At 68.4% G+C, this 20,746-nt stretch carries 16 protein-coding genes; 9 read left to right on the top strand and 7 right to left on the bottom strand.

Annotated elements, in window-relative coordinates:
• Positions 1-174 precede the first annotated feature (174 nt).
• Entirely contained in the window at positions 175-786 is a 612-nt protein-coding gene (locus ACTOWK_RS02155) for a glycoside hydrolase family 19 protein (protein ID WP_441328548.1), read from the top strand.
• 88 nt (positions 787-874) lie between these two features.
• Here the strand turns inward: ACTOWK_RS02155 and sugE are convergent, their stop codons facing one another.
• The 3 genes from sugE to rnr all read right to left on the bottom strand — a co-directional run bounded on the left by sugE (position 875) and on the right by rnr (position 5,103).
• Entirely contained in the window at positions 875-1,186 is a 312-nt protein-coding gene (gene sugE, locus ACTOWK_RS02160; RefSeq protein WP_441328549.1) for a quaternary ammonium compound efflux SMR transporter SugE, read from the bottom strand.
• A 331-nt stretch (positions 1,187-1,517) separates the two neighbouring features.
• Positions 1,518-2,273: a 23S rRNA (guanosine(2251)-2'-O)-methyltransferase RlmB gene (rlmB, locus tag ACTOWK_RS02165; protein WP_441328550.1), complete on the bottom strand. Its 756-nt coding sequence runs from the start codon at positions 2,271-2,273 to the stop codon at positions 1,518-1,520.
• A gap of 391 nt (positions 2,274-2,664) precedes the next feature.
• Positions 2,665-5,103 (bottom strand): ribonuclease R, encoded by a 2,439-nt coding sequence (gene rnr, locus ACTOWK_RS02170; protein ID WP_441328551.1) that lies wholly within the window; start codon positions 5,101-5,103, stop codon positions 2,665-2,667.
• Positions 5,104-5,566: 463 nt separating this feature from the next.
• Here rnr and ACTOWK_RS02175 point away from each other — a divergent pair, with 463 nt between their 5' ends.
• Positions 5,567-6,943, top strand: a complete 1,377-nt coding sequence (locus ACTOWK_RS02175) for a trypsin-like serine peptidase (protein ID WP_441328552.1) — start codon at positions 5,567-5,569, stop codon at positions 6,941-6,943.
• 259 nt (positions 6,944-7,202) lie between these two features.
• On the opposite strand, the gene ACTOWK_RS02180 is transcribed toward ACTOWK_RS02175, so the two are convergent.
• Positions 7,203-8,168 (bottom strand): MBL fold metallo-hydrolase, encoded by a 966-nt coding sequence (locus tag ACTOWK_RS02180; RefSeq protein WP_441328553.1) that lies wholly within the window; start codon positions 8,166-8,168, stop codon positions 7,203-7,205.
• 224 nt (positions 8,169-8,392) lie between these two features.
• Here ACTOWK_RS02180 and ACTOWK_RS02185 point away from each other — a divergent pair, with 224 nt between their 5' ends.
• From ACTOWK_RS02185 to ACTOWK_RS02195, 3 genes are all read left to right on the top strand, one after another.
• The gene (locus ACTOWK_RS02185; RefSeq protein WP_441328554.1) at positions 8,393-9,295 is read left to right on the top strand and encodes a LysR family transcriptional regulator; all 903 of its coding nucleotides are present in this window, start codon (positions 8,393-8,395) and stop codon (positions 9,293-9,295) included.
• A gap of 84 nt (positions 9,296-9,379) precedes the next feature.
• Complete coding sequence (locus ACTOWK_RS02190; protein ID WP_441328555.1) at positions 9,380-10,003, top strand: CGNR zinc finger domain-containing protein; 624 nt, start codon at positions 9,380-9,382, stop codon at positions 10,001-10,003.
• Between the two features lie 52 nt (positions 10,004-10,055).
• Positions 10,056-11,018: a TolB family protein gene (locus ACTOWK_RS02195; protein WP_441328556.1), complete on the top strand. Its 963-nt coding sequence runs from the start codon at positions 10,056-10,058 to the stop codon at positions 11,016-11,018.
• A gap of 37 nt (positions 11,019-11,055) precedes the next feature.
• On the opposite strand, the gene ACTOWK_RS02200 is transcribed toward ACTOWK_RS02195, so the two are convergent.
• Entirely contained in the window at positions 11,056-12,882 is a 1,827-nt protein-coding gene (locus ACTOWK_RS02200) for a monovalent cation:proton antiporter-2 (CPA2) family protein (RefSeq protein ID WP_441328557.1), read from the bottom strand.
• A gap of 200 nt (positions 12,883-13,082) precedes the next feature.
• Between ACTOWK_RS02200 and ACTOWK_RS02205 the strand changes: the two genes are divergently transcribed.
• The 3 genes from ACTOWK_RS02205 to ACTOWK_RS02215 all read left to right on the top strand — a co-directional run bounded on the left by ACTOWK_RS02205 (position 13,083) and on the right by ACTOWK_RS02215 (position 15,993).
• Complete coding sequence (locus ACTOWK_RS02205; protein ID WP_441328558.1) at positions 13,083-14,045, top strand: tetratricopeptide repeat protein; 963 nt, start codon at positions 13,083-13,085, stop codon at positions 14,043-14,045.
• 29 nt (positions 14,046-14,074) lie between these two features.
• Positions 14,075-15,256 carry a polysaccharide deacetylase family protein gene (locus ACTOWK_RS02210; RefSeq protein ID WP_441328559.1) on the top strand — a complete coding sequence of 394 codons (1,182 nt, stop codon included), beginning with the start codon at positions 14,075-14,077 and terminating at the stop codon, positions 15,254-15,256.
• Between the two features lie 320 nt (positions 15,257-15,576).
• Positions 15,577-15,993, top strand: a complete 417-nt coding sequence (locus ACTOWK_RS02215) for a hypothetical protein (protein ID WP_441328560.1) — start codon at positions 15,577-15,579, stop codon at positions 15,991-15,993.
• A gap of 132 nt (positions 15,994-16,125) precedes the next feature.
• Here the strand turns inward: ACTOWK_RS02215 and asnB are convergent, their stop codons facing one another.
• Positions 16,126-17,820, bottom strand: a complete 1,695-nt coding sequence (gene asnB / locus ACTOWK_RS02220; protein ID WP_441328561.1) for an asparagine synthase B — start codon at positions 17,818-17,820, stop codon at positions 16,126-16,128.
• Positions 17,821-17,958: 138 nt separating this feature from the next.
• Entirely contained in the window at positions 17,959-18,090 is a 132-nt protein-coding gene (locus ACTOWK_RS02225) for a hypothetical protein (RefSeq protein WP_441328562.1), read from the bottom strand.
• A gap of 189 nt (positions 18,091-18,279) precedes the next feature.
• Between ACTOWK_RS02225 and ACTOWK_RS02230 the strand changes: the two genes are divergently transcribed.
• A complete protein-coding gene (locus ACTOWK_RS02230) occupies positions 18,280-20,700 on the top strand; it encodes a penicillin acylase family protein (RefSeq protein ID WP_441328563.1) in 2,421 nt (806 codons plus the stop codon).
• The last annotated feature ends 46 nt before the right edge of the window (positions 20,701-20,746 follow it).

Raw genomic sequence — 20,746 nt, forward strand, 5'->3', positions numbered from 1 at the left:
GGCCGAGCCGGCACGGCCACGGGGATTTTCGTTTCCCTCGCGAAACACCGCATTTGGCCGGCTTGCCTGCAGCGCCGCGTTGATTGGACTGCGAGCGGCATTGCGCCGCCACGACCGGCAGGACGCGCGGCCGCTTTCGCGCGCACATGCCGTTGCGCATGCAGGGAGGACAGGATGTTCGCTTTCGACGACGAGCAGTTTCTAGACGGTTATCGCCGGCGCTTCGGGCCGCTGCGCGACGAACTCGCGCAGGCCGTGCGTTTCCTGATCGGACGCATCGAACAGGACGCCAGCTTCAACCAGAACCCGGTGCATCGCCACCAGATCGCCTATTGCCTGGCGACGTTCAAGTGGGAGACCGCGCATACCCTGCGCCCCATCGACGAGTTCGGCGACGACGCGCGCTTCGAACGCCTTTACGGGCCGAGTACGCGGGTCGGCAAGATGCTCGGCAATACCCGCGCCGGCGACGGCGCGCGCTACCACGGCCGCGGTTACGTGCAACTCACCGGCCGCGCCAACTACGAACGCGCCGGCAAGATCCTCGGCATCGACCTGATCAACCGTCCCGACGAGGCCAAGAAGCCCGAGGTCGCCTATGCGATCGCGATGGAAGGCATGAAGAAGGGCTGGTTCACCGGCAAGAAGCTCGACAGCTACTTCAAGCCCGGGCAGTTGCCGAACTACGAAGACGCGCGACGGATCATCAACGGCCAGGACAAGGCGCAGACCATCGCCGACATCGCGCGTCGCTTCGACGAGTTGCTGGTCAGTTCGCTGCACTGAACGATTTGCGGCGTGTACGCACGCAACGAGGCACCCCGGCGCGACAGGAAGTCGCGCCGGGGTGCGGGCGATACCGCGGCGCGGAAACTCAGGCCAGTTTCAGGCCGACCAAGCCGGCGACGATCAACAGCACGCTGACGACGCGCATCGTATTGAGCGGCTCGTTGAACAGCACGATGCCGAGAATGACCGTGCCGACCGCGCCTACGCCTACCCATACCGCATAAGCAGTGCCGACCGGCAGCGATTTCATCGCCACGCCCAGCAGGCCGAGACTGATCGCCATCGCGGCGATGGTGCCGACCGACGGCCACAAACGGGTGAAACCTTCGGTGTATTTCAGGCCGATGGCCCAACCCACTTCGAACAGGCCGGCGAAGAAAAGAAGAATCCAAGGCATGACGATGCTCCCATGATGAAGGGGCCGTCCCCGGATGAAAGTGGTGCGAACGGGGTCGTCCCCGTTCGCGAACGATTATAACGAGCCCGATTCGCCGGGGCCGGCCGCTGCGTCCGTGGGGTCAGCGGGGGGTCACAAAGCGCGACAACGCCGCACTTGCCGGTTTCCCGCGCTGCCTGCGATGCCCTGTCCGCGGCGCCGGATAACCATGGCGGTGCTTCGGCGTCGACAGGACGAAACGAGGCTTCGTCGCCGATCCGATCGCGACGGGGCCGCCGTATCGCAGCACTGCGGACGCGCCCTGTCCAAGGCTGAGCGCGTCCTGCACGCATCAACCGCGCTGGCGCACCGCCTCGAACAAGGTCACGCCGGCGGCGACCGAGACGTTGAGGCTTTCGACGCCGCCTGCAGCATCGCCGCCCGGCATCGGGATCTTGACCAGTTGATCGCAGGTATCGCGGGTGAGCCGGCGCAGGCCATCGGCTTCGCCTCCGAGCACCAGGGCGACGTTGCCGCGCAGGTCGATCGAGTACAGCGAGGCGTCGGCTTCGCCGGCCAGGCCGTAGATCCACACGCCGAGCTGCTGCAGGTCGCGCAGCGCGCGCGCCAGGTTGGTCACCGGAATCACCGCGACGCTGTCGGCGGCGCCGGCCGAGGTCTTGCGCACGGTGGCGTTGACCTGCACCGACTTGTCCTTCGGGATGATCACCGCGGTCACAGCGGCGGCCGCAGCGCTGCGCAGGCAGGCGCCGAGGTTGTGCGGGTCCTGCACGCCGTCGAGCACCAGCACCAGCGCGCGGCCTTCGGCGGCCTGGATCAGGCCTTCGAGTTCATTCTCGTTCCAGGTCTTGGCCGCGGCGTAGCGCGCGACCACGCCTTGGTGGCGCAGATTGCCGACCACGCCGTCGAGCGCCTGGGTCGCGACCCGGCGCACGTCGATGTCGGCGCGGCGCGCGGCGGTCTCGATCTCGGTCAGGCGCGGGTTCTTGGCGCCGGCCTCGATGAGGACCTCACGCACGTTCTGCGCGTCGTGTTCGATCGAGGCGGAGACGGCGTTGATGCCGGCGATCCATTGTTTCTGGCTCATGGGGATTCCGTGGGGCTGAGGCACGCGCGGCGGCGATGGGCGGCGGCGCGGTGGGGGGCGGACGGCAATTCTAAGCTACCGGGCCCGGAGTAGCCGGCGCCGGGCCGATCCGATGGCCCGCTGCCTGCTTGCTGGAGCCTGTTCGAGGCGTGGGAGTCCCCTCCAGGGGTATCCCCCCCTTTGCGTAGGGGGCTAGAGGGGATTTCGCTTTGGTTTTGGCTTCAACGCCCTCACCCGGCCGAAAGCAAATCCGCCGCGCTGGAGCGCAATCCGAAACGAATCAACGCCGGGCGCTCGCCCCCTTCTTCAAAGGGGGCTATGGACCTGCGCGCTCGACAAAGGGGCTATATAACTGCAATGCGCGCCGGGACGGGCGCCCGGCGCTGTTGCCTCAATACTTCTGCTTGGCCCGCTTCGCCGGCTGGCCGCGCGGCGGCAGCGGTTTGGCGCCGCGTTCTTCGACCAGGCGGAAGTCGATCTTGCGGTCTTCCACGCTGGCCTTGAGCACGACGATGCTGACCCGGTCGCCGAGGCGGAACTCGCGCGCGGTGCGTTCGCCCTTCAGCGTCTTGCGGATCGGATCGAAGTGGTAGTAGTCGTGCGGCAGCTGGGTCACGTGGACCAGGCCGTTGACCTTGGATTCGTCGAGTTCGATGAACAGACCGAAGCTGGTCACGCCGCTGATCGTGCCTTCGAACTCGCCGCCGACGTGCTGCTCCATCCAGGCGGCACGGTAACGCTCGTCGACTTCGCGCTCGGCCTCGTCGGCGCGGCGCTCGCGTTCGGAGCACTGCAACGCCAGCGCGGTCATCTGCCGCGGCGAATACACGAAGGTCGCCGGCTGCGCGCCGCCGAGCGCGTGCTTGATCGCACGATGCACCAGCAGGTCGGGATAACGCCGGATCGGCGAGGTGAAGTGCGCATAGGCGGTCAGGGCCAGGCCGAAGTGGCCGACGTTCTCCGGCGCGTACACGGCCAGGCTCTGGCTGCGCAGCAGCACCGATTCGATCAAGGCCGCATCGGGGCGTTCGCGGATCTTCTTCAGCAACTGGGTGAAATCGCGCGGCTCGACCTGCTTCCAGGCCGGCATACGCAGCGCGAATTCCTTGAGGAATTCTTGCAGGTCGGCGTATTTCTGTTCCGGCGGACGGTCGTGGATGCGGAACGGCGCCGGCACCTGCTGCGCGATCAGGAACTTCGCCGCCTCGACGTTGGCGGCGATCATGCATTCCTCGATCAGCTTGTGCGCATCGTTGCGCTGAAGCATGCCGGCCTGCACCACTTCGCCGCTCTTGCCGAGTACGAAACGCACTTCGCTGGATTCGAACTCGATCGCGCCGCGCTTCTGCCGGGCCTTCAGCAGCACCTGGAACAACTGGTGCAGACGCTCGATATGCGGCAGCAGCGAGCCGATCTGTTCGCGCGCTTCGGTCTGCGCCTCCTCGGGGACGTCGCCGACCGCGTTCCAGACCTGGGTATAGGTCAGGCGCGCATGCGAGTTCATCACCGCTTCGTAGAACTTCGACTGGGTCACTTCGCCGTCGCGGCCGATCTGCATGTCGCAGACGAAGCACAGGCGGTCGACCTTGGGATTAAGCGAACAGATGCCGTTCGACAAGGTCTCCGGCAGCATCGGCACGACGAAGCCGGGGAAGTACACCGAGGTCGCGCGCTTCTGCGCTTCGTCGTCGAGCGGGGTGCCGGGACGCACGTAGTGCGAAACGTCGGCGATGGCGACCACGAGACGGAAGCCGTCGCGATTGCTTTCGCAATACACCGCGTCGTCGAAGTCCTTGGCGTCCTCGCCGTCGATGGTGACCAGCGGCATCGCGCGCAGGTCGACGCGCTGCGCGGCGACGGAAGCCTCGACGGTCAGCGGCACCGCCGCGGCTTCGTCGAGGGTTGCCTGCGGGAATACGTCGGGAATCTCGTGGCCGTGGATCGCCGCCTGCACCGCCAGCGAGGCGGTGAGCTTGTCGCCGAGCACCGCGAGCACGCGGCCGATCGGCGGGCGCTTCGGGTCCGGCGCCTGCAGCAGTTCGCAGACGACCAGTTGGCCGTTCTGCGCCTCCATGCGCGCGTCCGGCGGAATCTGCACGTTGCGCTGGATTCGGCGGTCGTCGGGCACGACGTAGCTGATGCCCGACTCGACCGTGAAGCGGCCGATCAGGCGGTTGATGCGGCGTTCGAGCACTTCGACGATGGCGCCTTCGCGGCGGCCGCGCCGGTCGACGCCGGTGACGCTGACCAGCACGCGATCGCCGTGCATGGCCTTGCGCATCTCGAACGGCGGCAAGAACAGATCGTCGCCGCCGGCTTCGGGGCGCAGGAAGCCGAAACCGTCGGGGTTGGCGATCACCACGCCGGGAATCAGGTCCATCTGCGCCGCCGGCGCGAATTCGCCCTTGCGGTTCTGGATCAGCTGGCCGTCGCGCAGCATCGCGCCCAGGCGTTTGCCGAGAGCGTCGACGCGATCGGGTTCGGTCAGTTGCAGGCGCTCGGCCAGCGCTTCGGCGCGCATCGGCCCGTCGGCGGCAACCAGGGTCTGCAGGATCAATTCGCGGCTGGCGATCGGCTGGGCGTAGCGCGAGGCTTCGCGGTCGGCGTAGGGATCGTGATAGGCCGGAGTACGGGCCGGACCGGAGGCAGGCTTGGCGTGCGGGCCTTTGGGCGGGCCGTGCTGGAGATTCTCGGGCAGCCAGGCCGGGCGTGGCGCGGCGCTCTTGCGGCTGCGGGGGCCGGCGCTCGGAGCGGCGCCGCCAGGGGTCTTGCGGGAGGGGGTTTTGCCGCCGGTCGGACCGGACTTGTTGCTTTTCGTCTTTTTTGTCATGCCGGTATGGTCTCACATCGCCATGAACGGGGCGTCTGTAGCGCCTCTCCGGCAGTCGGCTCCCGACGTGCGGTCGCTCGGTTCCCTACCCGCCTCGCCGCCGTTCGGCGCGGACCAACGCATGCGATGCGCACCGGCCATGCAGTCTGCGCGCGCAGCGAACATCGGCCTCGCCGCAAACGCGCGCGCGCCGCAGCTGAACGAGAAAACCGCTGTTTTCATGCTGCTTCGCACACGCGTTCGTGCTCGCGTCACGTTCCGGACATGATCGAGTTGCAACGCAGCGCACAAATAATCCGCTCGCTCGCGAAGCCGGCGTCTTGTACTTGAAGCGCTTCGGCGAAGCCGGAAAGACCGCACAAAACCGCGTTCCGGGCGGCCGTAGGGTCCGGGCGTCCCCGCTGCGGCGGCGGACTTGCGGCACTACGCCGCCCCTCCCTTTGGCACTCCAAGGAATCGAACGATGATCCGCAAGAACGCGCTCTGCCTGGCGCTCGTCGCCGGGCTGTCCAGTTTCTCGATGCATGCCGCTACCCGTTCCAACACCGCCGAGATGGATTCGGCGCCAGTCACCGAAGCGCCGTTGGCCGGCGCGATGGGTGCGGCCGAGTTCGCCGTCGCCACCAAGGCTTCGACGCCTCGTTTGTTCAGCCTGGGCCGGCCTACCAGCCTGGACGTTTCGGCCCTGAAAGACCGCCGGATTCGCCAGGACAAGAACGGCGAACCGCTCGAAATAGGTTTTGCCCGCAACATCGCGCGCAGCGCGGTCGATCTGAGCACCCTCGCCTGGCAACCGCTGGCCGACGGCTCGCGCGCCGCACGTTTCGAAGTGTCCTCCAGCGGCGCGGTCGCGCTGCGCGCCGGCCTGTCCTTGCGCGGCGCCGGTGCGGCCTCGGCGACCCTGCATTTCGCCGGCAACGACGGCCGCGTGTTCGAGCAGCGCGGCGCCGATTTCGCCGGCAATGCGCTGGGTTGGTCGCCGGTGGTCGCCGGCGACACCGTCGCCGTCGAATTGATCCTGCCCAAGGGCGTGCGCACCCAAGCGCTGAGCCTGAAGATCCCGCAGCTCTCGCACCTGGATGTCAGCCCGGTCGCGAGCGAGCGCGAGTTCCAGGCCAAGATCGGCGAAAGCGACTATTGCGAGAAGGACATCGTCTGCCGCACCAGCCCGCCGTCGGGCTTCGTCTCCACCGCCAAGTCGGTCGCGCGCATGACCTTCACCAGCGGCGGCGGCACCTACCTGTGCACCGGCACCCTGCTCAACAACAATCACTCGCCGAAGAAGCGTCTGTTCTGGACGGCCGCGCACTGCATCAGCACCCAGACCGTCGCCAACTCGCTGCAGACGTATTGGTTCTACGACGTCACCACCTGCAACGGCTCGACCGTCAATCCGGCCTACACCACGCTCAGCGGCGGCGCCTACCTGCGTCACGCCAACACCACCCGCGACACTGCCCTGCTCGAGCTCAAGACCGCGCCGCCGTCGGGCGCGGTGTTTGCGGGCTGGTCGAGTGCGGCGATCGGTGCCACCGGCACCGCGATCGAAGGCATCCACCACCCGGCCGGCGACGTCAAGAAATACTCGCTGGGCTCGGTGACCGGGCTGTCGACCTCGATCGACGGCAAGTCGCCGCTGTATCGCGTGGTGTGGAATACCGGCGTCACTGAAGGCGGCTCGTCGGGCTCGGGCCTGTTCACCGTGACCGGCACCGGCGGCTACCAACTGCGTGGCGGCCTGTACGGCGGTTATTCCTACTGCAGCGCGCCGCGCGATCCGGATTACTACTCGCGTTTCTCGGATATCTATTCGAGCGTGTCGAGCTATTTCAATCCCTGAGTGCGATAGCGAACGGCCGCTGCGCAGGCAGCGGCCGTTTTCGTGTTCGCGAGGCGCCTTGGCCTCCGGGTAGGAGCGGCGCAAGCCGCGACCATGCAGCTACACGGTTGAGGGCGTAGTCGCGGCTTGTGCAGCGTCGCTCTTGGGTAGGAGCGACGCAAGTCGCGACCGCGCAGCTTCGGGTGAGGACGTGGTCGCGGCTCGCGCCGCTCGTACCCCTAAAGCCGAAGCCGTTGCATCGCTCAGCGACGCAGCACCCTCAATGCCAAGGCATCTCGCCCTTGGCGACCTTCGCACTGATTTCCAGCGACAGCTCACCGCCGAGGTCGGGATAGCGCTGCTTCATCGCCGCGATCAAGGCCTTCGAGTCGGCCGCCTTCGCCGCCTCTTCATCGAAGGCGCGGATATAGCCGGCGCTGAAACGCACCGCTTCGACGTTCTGCGCGGCGCCCTCGGCGAAATGCCCCGGGATCACCACTTCGGGCTTGAGGTCCTCGATGCCCTTGAGCGTGGCCAGCCAGGCTTCATGCGACTGCGGGGTCTGGGTGTCGGCCATGAACAGATGCTCGCCCGAGACCACCGGTACACCGCCGGCGACGGTGCGGATCGACGGTATCCAGACATAGCTGCGGTCCGGCGTGGCGCCGTCGAGGCCGACGATCTGCAGCGACTGGCCCTCCAATTCGATGCGGTCGCCCACCAGCGGTTGCGGCACGACGATGCGCTTGGGCGCGTTGGCGCCGAGCTTCGGGCCCCAGTAGGCGAACTTGCCTTCCTGGGTGCTGCGAATGTGTTCGACCGTCTGCGGCGTGGCGACGATGCTGGCTTCGGGGAAAGCGTCCTGCAGGGTGTCCAGGCCGAAATAGAAATCCGGGTCGCCGTGGCTGATGTAGATCGTGGTCAGGCGCTTGCCCGACGCCTTGACCAAGTCGACGAGCTTGCGCGCGTCGGCCGCGGCGAACTGCGCGTCGATCAGCACTGCATCGCGCGCACCGGTCACCAATACCGAGCTGACCTCGAAGATGCCCTGTTTGCCCGGGTTATAGACCTCGGTCTTGAGCGGTGCCGCAGCCGGCTCGGCCGGCGTCGCCGCTGTGGCTGGCGCGGCGCTCGGTTCAGCGGGCGTGGATTCTTGGCGGCCGCAAGCGGCCACGGCCAGGCTCAGGCAGGCGGCGGACACGGCCAGGAACAGGCGGCGCTGGTTATAGACGGGAAGCTGAGACATGGAGGTTTCCTCGTGGCGGACGATCTGGCGGACGACGGTGGCGAACGACAAGCGCGGATTCCGGCCCGGAGCCAGGGTGCGAGGCCCCAGGCGCAGACCGTGTGATGGGTCGGCAAGGCCGGCGATGTAGGCCACGACCTCGATGGCGATCAGGATAGTTGCCTGGAACAGTGCGAAAAACCGCGTATAAGTCGATTGTCTTTTGCATATTTCGAGCGAATCGAATGGACCGGATGACCGCCATCGCCGTCTTCGTCGAGATCGCCGAACGTGGCAGCCTGACCGCTGCAGCCGAGGCCCTGGACATGTCGCGGGCCATGGTCACGCGCTATCTGGCCGAGCTGGAGCGCTGGCTCGGCGTGCGCGTGCTGCACCGGACGACACGGCGGGTCGGCCTGACCGGCGCTGGCGAAACCGCGCTGGCGCGGTTCCGCCAGATGCTCGAGATCGGCGACGACCTGCGCCTCGCCCTGGCCGCCGACGACGCCGAACCGCACGGGCAGATCCGCATCACCGCCTCGATGTCGTTCGGCGCGAGTCATCTCGCCGCCGCGGTCGCCGACTACCTCGCACGCCATCCGCACACGCGCATCGACATGGTCCTGGGCGAGCGCGCGGTCAATCTGGTCGAGGAGCGCATCGACCTGGCGATCCGCATCGCGCGCGAACTCGACCCCAACCTGATCGCACGCCGGCTGACGGTATGCCGCTCGGTGCTGTGCGCGGCGCCGGCCTATCTGGCGCAACGCGGGCGGCCGCAGCGCATCGAAGAACTCGCCGCGCACAACTGCCTGACCCATCACTACGTCGGCCGCAGCCTGTGGGAGTTCCGTCATCGCGGCGAGCCGTGCAGTGTCGCAGTCGGCGGCAACATCAGCAGCAACGAAGCCACTGTGCTGGTCGCCGCGGCCCGCGCCGGCGCGGGCATCGCGCCGCTGCCGACCTATCAGGCCCTGGACTGGGTGCGCGCCGGCGAACTCGAAATCGTCCTGCCGGACTACGAACTGCCGCCGATGGGCATCCATGGCGTTTATGCCTCGCGTCGGCAGATGCCGGCGCTGGTGCGCAGCTTCCTCGACTTCCTGGTCGAACGTTTCGGCGACGAACCCTATTGGGACCGCGCCTGAGCCGTCGGTCGGAACCTTTGAAATCGATATTGAAGGTTAGACGGAACCGGCCTAGTCTCGTGGTGAACCGCAAGGGCCCCCCGCATGCGTCTCGAACATCACGCCTTCCAGCCCGCCGACCTCGTCGGCGGCGACCCGGCACTCGATCTGGTCAACACCGTCACCGCGCGCGACAGCGAGCCGCGCGATTGGCTCGACGATTACGCCGCGCTGCTGCGCTGGGCGCGGCAGACCTCGTGCTTTTCGCGCGCCGACCTCAATGCGCTCGACGCGCTGCAAGCGCAGGCACCGGCCAAGGCCGCCGCCGCACTGACGCGCTGCAAGGCCTTGCGCGAAGCCTTGTGCAATGCGCTGTACGCTCTCGCCGACGGCAAGGCGCCCGCCCACGCCGATCTCGACGTCATCGACCAGGCCCGCCTGGCCGCATCCAAGGCCGCGCGCCTGGTGTCGCGACGCTCGCGCCTGCAGACCGAGTGGTCGCTGGAACGCTCCGGGCTCGACCTGATCGCACACCTGATCACCGCCTATGCCATCGAACTGCTCAAGGACGCCCGCCTCGACCGCCTGCGTGTCTGCGACGGCCACGATTGCGGCTGGGTGTTCGTCGACACTTCCAAGAACGGCCGGCGCCGCTGGTGCGACATGGCGACCTGCGGCAATGTCGCCAAGGCACGCCGCTTCCAGCAGCGCGTGCGCGACGGCGATTGAGCGCAGACCAAGCGCAGACCGAGTCCCGGCCGCCCACCGCACGAGCGCCGCCATGGCCATGCACCGATCGTCGTCAGTTTTTCCCCGGCTGCGTTCTCCCCTGCTGCGCTCGCTCGCATCCGGATTGCTGCTGATCGCCGGCTGCGCCGATGCGGGCGCGCCGAACCCGCCGAACCCGCCGAACCCAACCGGCGCGCCGCTGCGCTGGACGCCGCCGGGCATCGCCAGCGATCAATACGAATCTTCGCCGACCTTCTCGCCCGACGGCCGCGAGCTGTACTTCATGCGCAGCGACCGCCAGTTCGCGAACTGGAAGATCCTGTATTCGCGTTGCGGCCGCGACGGTTGGTCGACGCCGCAGCCGCCGTCGTTCGCCGCCGCATCCGGCGCCGATGCCGATCCCTTCCTGAGCGCCGACGGCCGGCGCCTGTATTTCGTATCGACCCGCCACGACCCCGCCGGCGAGGATCTCGATATCCATTACGTCGAGCGCGGCGCCGACGGCGCCTGGGGTGGCGCGCAGCGCCTGCCCGAGCCGGTCAACTCGAAGGCCTCGGAACTGTTGCCGCGCGCGACCGCCGACGGCCGGCTGTATTTCGGTTCCAGTCGCGGCGGCGGGCACGGCAAGAACGACCTCTACCTCGCCACGCCGCAGGCCGACGGCGACTGGCGCGTGCGCAATCTCGGCGCACCGCTGAGCACTGCGGCCGACGAATACGAAGCCGACGTCGCCCGCGACGGCCGCAGCCTGGTCGCGGTGATCGACCGCGGAGACCGCTCGCATCTGTACCGCTTCGAGCGCCGTGGCGATGGCTGGCGCGAAAGCGGACGTATCCCGGCCCGCAGCGACGTATTCCAGGTCGGGCCCTTGTTGTCGCCACGCGGCGACCGGCTGTTGTTCGCACAGGCCGATGGCGAACGCTCGGGCGAATTGTTCCTGATCGACCTGGTCGCCAAGCCCGATCTCGCTTGGCCGCCGCGCTGTCCGCAAGGCGGAGCGGGAACCAGTAATTAGTAAAAACGAGAAGTGAGGAATGAGGTCAGCAGGACGCTTATCCGCCGCTGGCGGCGTCCTCGACGGCCGGTTCGACCGGCTTGGCTCCCGCGCGCGGTTTCGGCGTGACCAACGGGGTCTGCTGCATGTTGCCGTACAGCAGCGGCACCCCGGCACGCACGCCGCCGACCAATTCCAGCTCGAAGCGCTCGGCGTCGCGATGGCGGATCTCGGCCACGACCTCGGCGGCCTCGTCCTGCGGCACGCCGAGTTCGACCAGGGCCGCTTCGCCGAAGCGCATCGCCGACTCGAAAGTCTCGCGCACCTGCAGATCGACGCCGGCATGCACCAGTTCCAAGGCATGCTCGCGGTCGAAGCTGCGCGCCAGCAGCCGCGCCTGCGGAAATTCGTGGCGGATCAATTGAGCCGTGACCGTGGCCGCAGCGCGATCGTCGATGCAGATCGCGATCAACTGGGCGGTGTCCGCGCCCGAGGCGTGCAGCACGTCGAGGCGGGTGCCGTCGCCGTAATAGACCTTGAAGCCGAAGGTCTGCGCGCTCTGGATCATCTCGACGTCGGTGTCGATGATCGACACCTCGACGCCCCGGGCGAGCAAGGATTGGCAGACCACTTGGCCGAAGCGGCCGAAGCCGATCAGCAGCACGCTGCCGCCGAGGCCGTTGGGCTCGTCGATGCCTTCCAGCGACAGCGCGGTCTTCGGCGCCAGCCGGCGCAAGACGATGATGGCGATCGGCGTCAGCGCCATCGACAGCACCACGATCGCGGTCAGGTTGGCGCCGACCTCGGCGTCGATCAGGCGGGCGCTGGCGGCGGCCGAGAACAGCACGAAGGCGAACTCGCCGCCCTGCGCCATCAGCACCGCGCGGTCCAGCGCTTCGGTGTGGCAGGCCTTGAGCAGGCGCGCGACGATGTAGATGCACGCGGCCTTGACGACCATCAGCGCGATCACGCCGCCGACGATCAGCGGCCAGTTCGCCGCGACCACGATCAGGTCCAGCGACATGCCGACGCTGAGGAAGAACAGGCCCAGCAGGATGCCGCGGAAGGGTTCGACGTCGGCTTCGAGCTGGTGGCGGAAGGTCGATTCCGACAACAGCACGCCGGCCAGGAAGGCGCCCATCGCCATCGACAGGCCGCCGACCTGCATCAGCAGCGCTGCGCCGAGCACCACCAGCAAGGCCGCCGCGGTCATGACCTCGCGCGCCTTGGCCGCAGCGAGCACCCGGAACAACGGGTTCAACAACCAGATGCCGGCCGCCAGCAAGGCCGCCAGTGAGGCCAGGGCGATGCCGATGTCGAGCCAGCGCGAATGCGCGGCGCCATCGACGGCGAGATCGGCCGGCGCCATCAAGGCGACCAGGGCCAGCAAGGGCACGATCAGCAGGTCTTCGAACAACAGGATCGAGACGATGCGCTGCCCGCGCGGCAGGGCCAGGTCGCCGCGTTCGCCGAGGATCTGCATGACGATCGCGGTCGAGGTCAGCACGAAGCCCATCGCACCGATGAAGGCGACCACCGGCGGGAAGCCGAACAACAGGCCGACTCCGGTCATCGCCGCCGAACACAGCAGGATCTGCGCGGTGCCCAGGCCGAAGATCTCGCGGCGCAGGCTCCACAGGTGCGACGGCCGCATCTCCAGGCCGATCAGGAACAGGAACATGACCACGCCGAGTTCGGCGACGTGCAGGATCGCCTGCGAGTCGGCGAAGAAGCCGAGCCCGAACGGACCGATCGCCAGGCCCGCGGCCAGATAACCGAGCACCGAGCCCAGGCCGATGCGCTTGAAGATCGGCACCGCGATCACGCCCGCTGCAAGCAGCACCACCACCTTGACCAGTTCGCTGCCCTGCGCCTCGGCTGCCATCGCGCGTCTCCCCTTCTCGACTCACTGCGTATTCGGATGCACGGCCGTCCTGACGGGCCGGACCGAGGTATTCGGCTGCACGGCCGCCCCTTCAGGGGGACCAGGACACAGCCTAACAGGCACGCCGCGCGCGGCTTGCGGGCAGGCGCCCGCGGCGTTGCTATGATCGCGCCTCGCAACTCTCCTCTAAGGACCGGACCATGCTTCGCCGTGCGGCTGCGCTCGCCCTAGTTCTTTGCTGCGGCACGCCCTGCGGCGGCACGGCCCAGGCATCGAGCCCGAGTACGGGTACGGGTACGACCGGCCTCGACGGTCTGCGTATCGTGTTGAGCTGGAACGCGGTCGAGGCCGACCTCGACTCGCACCTCAGCTATCCGGACCACCACGTCTATTTCGAGCGCAAGGTCGGCGACGACGCGCGCCTGGACGTGGACGACGGCGCGCGCAAGAGCCCGGAAACCATGACCCTGCTGCGCAAGCGGGCCGGTTACGGCTACACCTATGCGGTACACGATTTCGGCAACCGCGGCCGCCCCGAGGCCAGCGTGCTCTCGCGCAGCGGCGCCCGGGTCTCGCTGTATCTCGGCGAGCGATTGCTGCGCAGCTACCCGGTGCCGCAGGACCGCCCCGGCAACCTGTGGCGGGTGTTCCGCATCGACGGCGAAGGCCGCCTCCAGGACATCGACCGGATCGACGCCAGCACCGCGCAGGCCGAACGCATCGATGCCGAACTCGACCGGCTCGACGGCGCCGGCGACGATGCCGGCGGCGACGAGATCGATGCCGGCCTGGCCGGCCCGGCCGCCAATGCCAACCAGCGCGGCGAAGCGGCCTATCGCGCCGGCAACCTCGAAGGCGCGGTAGCGCTGTACCAGCAGTCGATCGAGCTAGACCCCGATTACGCCCTGGCCTACAGCAACCTGGGCCTGGCCTACGTCAAACTCGGCCGCAGCGCCGAGGCGATCTGGGCCTCGCGCAAGGCCATCGCGCTGGCCCGCGGCGCCAGCGCCACCGCGATCCGCGCCGGCGCCTACTACAACATCGGCAAGCTGTTCGAGGAAGCCGGCCGCTACGACGAGGCCATGTCGAACTATCTCTCGGCCAAGCGCGAGCAGACCCTCCCGACCTACGACAAGGCGATCGAACGGGTGCGCGGGCTTTGACCCGGGCCCTCGCCGCCATGAGCGAGCCGATGAAATCCCCGCTGAAATCCCCGCTGAAATCTCCGTTTGAATCACTATTGGCCTGGACCTTATTGGCTTGGAGCGCGCTGTGTCTCGCCCCGCTGGCCCAGGCCGCGGGACCGTCCGCGGTCGCCAGCGCCGATCGCACCACCTGGCCGCAGGCCTTGAACACACCGGCCGCGTTCGACCGCGCTTCGCGCGCCGAGATCCTCGCCTTCGCCCATGAGCTGGCGGCCAGCGAAACTCTCGACGAGGCCGCTTTGCTCGCGCGCCTGAAGCTCAAGCAGATCGACCGCGCCTCGCTCGACAAGATCCGCGCGCGCTTCTGGCAACGGTTGAGCGCGAACTATCGGCTGGCCTCGCGCTCGTGCACACCGCGCGAAGCGTTTTGCGCCGCGGCCGACGACGCCGTGGCCCTGCGCCGGCTCGCCGAGGCGTTCGATGCCGCGCCCCAGCCCGCTTACGCCGCGTGGCGCGCCGATGCCGCACGCTTCCATCGCATCTACCTCGACGAGACCCTGCGCCTGGCCGCCTTGTTTCCGCGGGTCAGCAGCGAGATCGACACCTACTCCGCGGCCGAACTCGATGGCAGCGAGTTGCGCGACCGCCAATTCCTGCTGAGCTTCGACGACGGCCCGAGCGCGCCCGGCGGCAACACCGACCGCCTGTTGGCGACGTTGCGCCAGGCCGGGCTCGATGCGACCTTCTTCGTCGTCGGCGAATCGCTGCAACGCAGGTTCGGTGCCGCCCCGGCGCGGCCGACCGATCTGTACGCCGGCATGTGCGTCGCCTCGCACGGTTGGGAACACCAGTCGCATGCGCGCTGGCCGCAGTGGCAGGACTCGGTGATCCGCAGCGATGCTTTGGTGCGGTCCGCGACCGGCTCGGCCTACGTGCCGCTGTTCCGACCGCCGTACGGCCAGCGCCGCGCCGACAGCGGGCCGTTCTTCGCTCAACAAGGCCTGCGAGTGGCCTTGTGGAGCATCGACTCGCAGGACTGGAATGCCAAGGTCTCGGCCGTTGAGGTGCAAGGCCGCTTGCTCAGCCTGATGCTGCTGTGGCGCCACGGCACGATCCTGTTCCACGACATCCACGACAAGGCGCGCATCGCCGTGCCCGGGCTGCTGCAACGCACCCGCGGCGCGGGCCTGCACTGGCTCGACTGCAAGGACTATCCGGGCCGCGGCTGAGTCCCCACGAGCACTTCGTCCGCGCCCGGCGGGGTTTCGTCGGGCCGCCGCCGGCTTCGTCGCAAATGCCGTCCCGGCGCGTTAACGCCGCGCACCGCCTGTGCCACATTTTCGCCCCGGCGCCGCCCGTCGCGGCGCCGTCCGTACAGTCGCGGCACGCGCGCGGCGCATGCCCCCCCGGGGAACCTGTCCCCGGAGAACCGGTCCGCGCAGAGCCGGCTGGCGGGCTCTTACTCAACGTCATCCAAGGAAGATTCGACAATGTTCAAGACGTATCGGATTCCGGCGCTCGCCGCCGGCATGCTCTCGCTCGTCCTGCTTTGACCGCACTCGCCTCCGACCCGCCGAGCATCTCGGAGAACCAGTCCGCCTGCGCCGGCAAATACTCGGCCAAGCTCAAGCTGGTGTTCGACCACAGCGGCAGCGCCGCCAGCGCGCACGCCGAAGCCAGCCTGGTGCGCAACCCCTTCGCCCAGGGTTCGGTGCCCTACCCGAACTATTTCGTCGCCCAAAGCGTGGTGATGAGCCGCAACTCGGCGAACCCCAACTGGGTCAGCGATGTGCAGGACACCGAGATCGCCGGCGCGTACTCCACCACCCCGGTGACCAGCGGCACGAGCGTGTTCAAGGCCGCGGGTTGCGAATTGGTCGCCGCCGCGACGGTCAACGTGCAATGCCCGAACGGCAGCTGGGAATACAAGAACCTCGAACGCCGCTGGCCCGGTTGCGGGCAGTAATCCGCAATCGACGGATGCGATCGCGATCGCCATCTCTATCGCCAGAGACGACGATCGCGTCCGCCCGAGTCGACGACGTCTTGCCGGGTCTCGCACTGCGAGGCCCGGCAAGATCGCCTCAGCCCGCGCCGCTCAGACCAGCGCCGCCTGATGCACGCCGGCCACCGCGCGACCGGACGGATCGGCGGCGTTCGCGAACGAAGCGTCCCAGGCGATCGCCGCCGGCGACGAGCAGGCGATCGACTTGCCGCCCGGCACGGTCTCGGCGCAGGCCGCGCCCGGGAAATGACGCTCGAACAGGCTGCGATAGAAAAACGCCTCCTTGGTCTGCGGCGTGTTGATCGGGAAACGCCCGACCGCCGTGGCCATGTCGCGGTCGCTGACCTGCGCTTCGGCGTGAGCCTTGAGCCCATCGATCCAACCGTAGCCGACGCCGTCGCTGAACTGCTCCTTCTGCCGCCACAGGATCGAATCGGGCAGATAGCCCTCGAAGGCTTCGCGCAACACCGCCTTCTCGATGCCGCGCTTGCCGCCCGCGGCCTTGTCGACCATCTTCGCCTGCGCGTCCATGCGCATCGCCACGTCGAGGAATTCGACGTCCAGGAACGGCACCCGCGGTTCCACGCCCCAGGCCATCATCGACTTGTTCGCGCGCAGACAATCGAAGCTGTGCAGCGCGTCGAGCTTGCGCACCAGTTCCTCGTGGAATTCGCGCGCGTTCGGCGCCTTGTGGAAGTACAGATAGCCGCCGAAGATTTCGTCCGAGCCTTCGCCCGACAGCACCATCTTCACCCCCATCGCCTTGATCCGCCGCGCCAGCAGGAACATCGGCGTCGACGCGCGGATGGTGGTGACGTCGTAGGTCTCGATGTGCTGGATCACGTCGGGCAGTACGTCGAGGCCTTCCTCGAAGGTGTAGGTGAAGCCGTGATGCACGGTGCCGAGCGCCTGCGCGGCGATCTCGGCCGCAGCCAGGTCGGGCGAGCCTTCCAGGCCGATCGCGAACGAGTGCAGGCGCGGCCACCAGGCTTCGGCCTGATCGTCTTCCTCGACGCGGCGGCGGGCGAAACGCGCCGCGCAGGCCGCGACCAGCGACGAATCCAATCCGCCCGACAGCAACACGCCGTAGGGCACGTCGCTCATCATCTGCCGGTGCACGGCGCGTTCGAAGGCTTCGCGCAGTTCCTGCTTGGACACCTCGACGCCGCGGGTGGCGTCGTAGTCGCGCCACGGCCGCTGGTAATACTTCACCGGCGCGCCGACCTCGCTGTCGTAGTAGTGGCCCGCCGGGAACGGGCTGACGTCGTCGCACAGGCGCGCCAGCGCCTTCATTTCCGAGGCCACCCACAGGCGGCCGTCGGCATCGTGGCCCCAGTACAACGGGCAGACGCCGATCGGGTCGCGCGCGATCACATAGCGGCCGCGCGCCGCGTCCCACAGGGCGAAGGCGAAGATGCCGTTGAGGCGGTTGAGCAACTCGCCGAGGTCGCCGCCTTCGCGGTACAGGGCGTTGATGACTTCGCAGTCGGACTTGGTCTGGAACTCGTAGGGCTGCGCGAGTTGCTGCTCGAGTTCGCGATGGTTGTAGATCTCGCCGTTGACCGCGAGCGCGAGTTCGCCGTCGCTGGAACGCAGCGGCTGCGAACCGCCGGTCGGGTCGACGATGGCGAGCCGCTCATGCACCAGGATCGCGCGCGGCTCGACGCTGACGCCGGACCAGTCGGGGCCGCGATGGCGCTGGCGTGCGGACAGGGACAGGGCCAGCGGCCGCAGCGGGCGCAGGTCGGCGCCGGGGCGCAGGTCGAACAGACCGAGGATCGAGCACATCTGAGCATCTCCTGGAGGGTTTGCAGCGTTCGGATGGAAGGGACGGAAGGGACGGCGGAAAAACCAAGGGCCCAAAACGCAGAAAGCCCGCACTTCGCAGTGCGGGCTTCCTGAGCGATTGAGCGTGTGTTGCGCGCGCTAATCGCCGGCCCGCGGGAGGCTGGCGTTATTGCGATTATTGTTGTTGACCCGCACGTCGACCGCGGCCGGGCGCGCACGGCCGCGGAGGGCGGCGTTGCGGCGGCAGGCGGTGGCGAAGACGGCGGTCATGGCTCGATCCTGCTTGAGGATCGCGCCGGATGCAAGCGCCGGATTCGCAACATGCCCGGGCGGCGCGACCGCGGTCGCGGTTCCGGCGTCCCGCTCTCCTGCGAGACCGGGCCGGCGCCGGCCCGAGCCGATGCGATACGGCCACGGCACCGTCGCGGACTTCGGCTAAGCTCGGCGGCGGAGGAAATCATGGCCAAATGGATCAAGCGCGGCCTGATCGCGCTGCTTTGCCTGTCGTTGCTCGGCGCCGTCGCGGCCTGGTGGTGGTTGCGCGGCAGCCTGCCCCGCCTGGACGGCGAACTCGCCCTGCCCGGCCTGTCGGCCCCGGTGACGATCCAGCGCGATGCGCTCGGCGTGGTCACCGTCGATGCCGCCAACCAGATCGATGCGATGCGCGCCCTGGGCTACGTCCACGGCCAGGAACGCTACTTCGAGATGGACCTGCTGCGACGCACGGCGGCGGGCGAACTGTCGGCGCTGTTCGGCGCCCGCGCGCTCGACTACGACCGCCGTCACCGCGTGCATCGCCTGCGCGGCCGGGTCGAAGCGCAGCTGGCGTCGTTCGCCGGCGACAAGACCGCCTTGCTGCAGGCCTATGCCGACGGCATCAACGCCGGACTGGCCGGCTTGTCGCGCAAGCCCTGGCCTTACCTGTTGCTCGGCACCGAGCCCGAACCCTGGAAACAATCGGATTCGGCTCTGGTCGGCTATGCCATGTATTTCGACCTGCAGGACGCGAGCAATGCCCGCGACCTCGCCTACTGGCGCATGCGTCCGCATCTGCCGCCGGCCTTGTACGCCCTGATCACCCACAACGGCAGCCGCTGGGACGCGCCGCTGTTCGGTGCGCCGTTCGGCGATGCCGAACTGCCTAGCGCCGACCAGGTCGATCTGCGCAAGCTGCCGACGCCGGCCTCCGGCGGCGTCCTGCAACTGCCGTTCCCCGACGAGATCGGCAGCAACAACTTCGCCGTCGCCGGCAGCCTGACCGCCGACCGTCGCGCGATCGTCGCCGACGACATGCACCTGGGCCTGCGTGCGCCCAACCTGTGGTTCCGCGCGCGCCTGCGCTACGCCGACCCGCGCGTGCCCGGCGGCCGCGTCGACGCCAGCGGCTTCACCCTGCCCGGCCTGCCGGCGCTGGTGGTCGGCAGCAACGGCCATGTCGCCTGGGCTTTCACCAACAGCTATGGCGATTGGGCCGACTGGTCGCGCGAACCCGGCTGCGCCGGCGACACCAAGGCGCCGACCTGCGCCAGCCTGCGCGTGCATGAGGAAATCATCGCGGTCAAAGGCGCGCCGCCGAGCAAACTGATCGTCCGCGAGACCGCCTGGGGGCCCCTGCTGCACGACAACCCCGACGGCAGCGCCCTCGCCCTGCGTTGGGCCGCGCACCTGCCGGGCTCGCTCAACATGGGTCTGGCCGACCTGAGCCGCGCGCAATCGGTCGACGAAGCGATAAGCCTCGCGCGCGGCGTCGCCATGCCGGTGCAGAACCTGGTGCTCGGCGACCGCCAGGGCAAGATCGCCTGGCGTCTGCTCGGGCCGATCCCGGAACGCGACGACGACTGCTCGACCGCGACCCTGGTCGAGAACGACCTGGTCGACGGCAAGCAGCGCAGCACCGCCGCGTGCTCGCCCTGGAACCTGCAGACCGCAGACGCGCCGCAATTGGTCGCGCCGCCGTCGGGCCGTTTGTGGACGGCGAACACGCGCACCCTCGACGGCCACGAATACGACCGCATCGGCGACGGCAACTACGTGCTCGGCGCGCGCGCCGGGCAGATCCGCGACGGTCTGTTCGCCAAGCAGCGTTTCAACGAACGCGACCTGCTCGCGATCCAGCTCGACGACCGCGCGCTGTTCCTGCAGCGCTGGTGGAAGCTGCTGCAGGACCAGGCCGCCCGCGTCGACAAGGCCGGCAACGCCAGCCCCGCGCTGGCGACCCTGGCCGAAGCGGCACGCCGCTGGGAAGGCCGCGCCGTGCCCGACTCGGTGAGTTACCGCATCGTCCGCGATTGGCGTCGCGCCGTGCACACGCGCGTCGCCAACGGCCTGACCGCACCGGTACGCGCCGAACTCGGCGAAGGTTTCGAAATGCCGGAACTGAAGCAACTCGAAGGCGTGGTCTGGCCGCTGCTGACGCAACGGCCGGATCATCTGCTACCGCGCAGCGAACGCTCCTGGGACGAATTGCTGGAGCACTCGGCCGACGACGTACTCAAGGAATTCGCGGTAACGCCCGGCCCGGATGCATCGGCGCGACTGGCCCAGCAGCGCTGGGGCGAGCACAACACCGCCTCGATCTGCCACCCGCTCGCCTCGGCCCTGCCCGGCTTCGCCAAGCGCGCCCTGTGCATGCCGTTCGACGAACTGCCCGGCGACTCGGCGATGCCGCGCGTGCAGCGCCCGGATTTCGGCGCCTCCGAACGCATGGTGGTCTCGCCCGGCCACGAGGCCGACGGCATCATCCACATGCCCGGCGGCCAGAGCGGCCACCCGCTGTCGCCGTTCTGGGGCGCAGGCCACGACGATTGGGTGCACGGGCGGCCGACGCCGTTCCTGCCGGGCCCGGCGCGGCATACCTTGACGGTCAAACCGCTGCAGTAATCGCTGCGTTCGTGGCGATCCGAAACCCCGCGGTCGCGGCTTGCGC

The sequence above is a fragment of the Lysobacter sp. CA196 genome (genome assembly GCF_052078695.1).
In the GTDB taxonomy this organism is placed as follows: domain Bacteria; phylum Pseudomonadota; class Gammaproteobacteria; order Xanthomonadales; family Xanthomonadaceae; genus Lysobacter.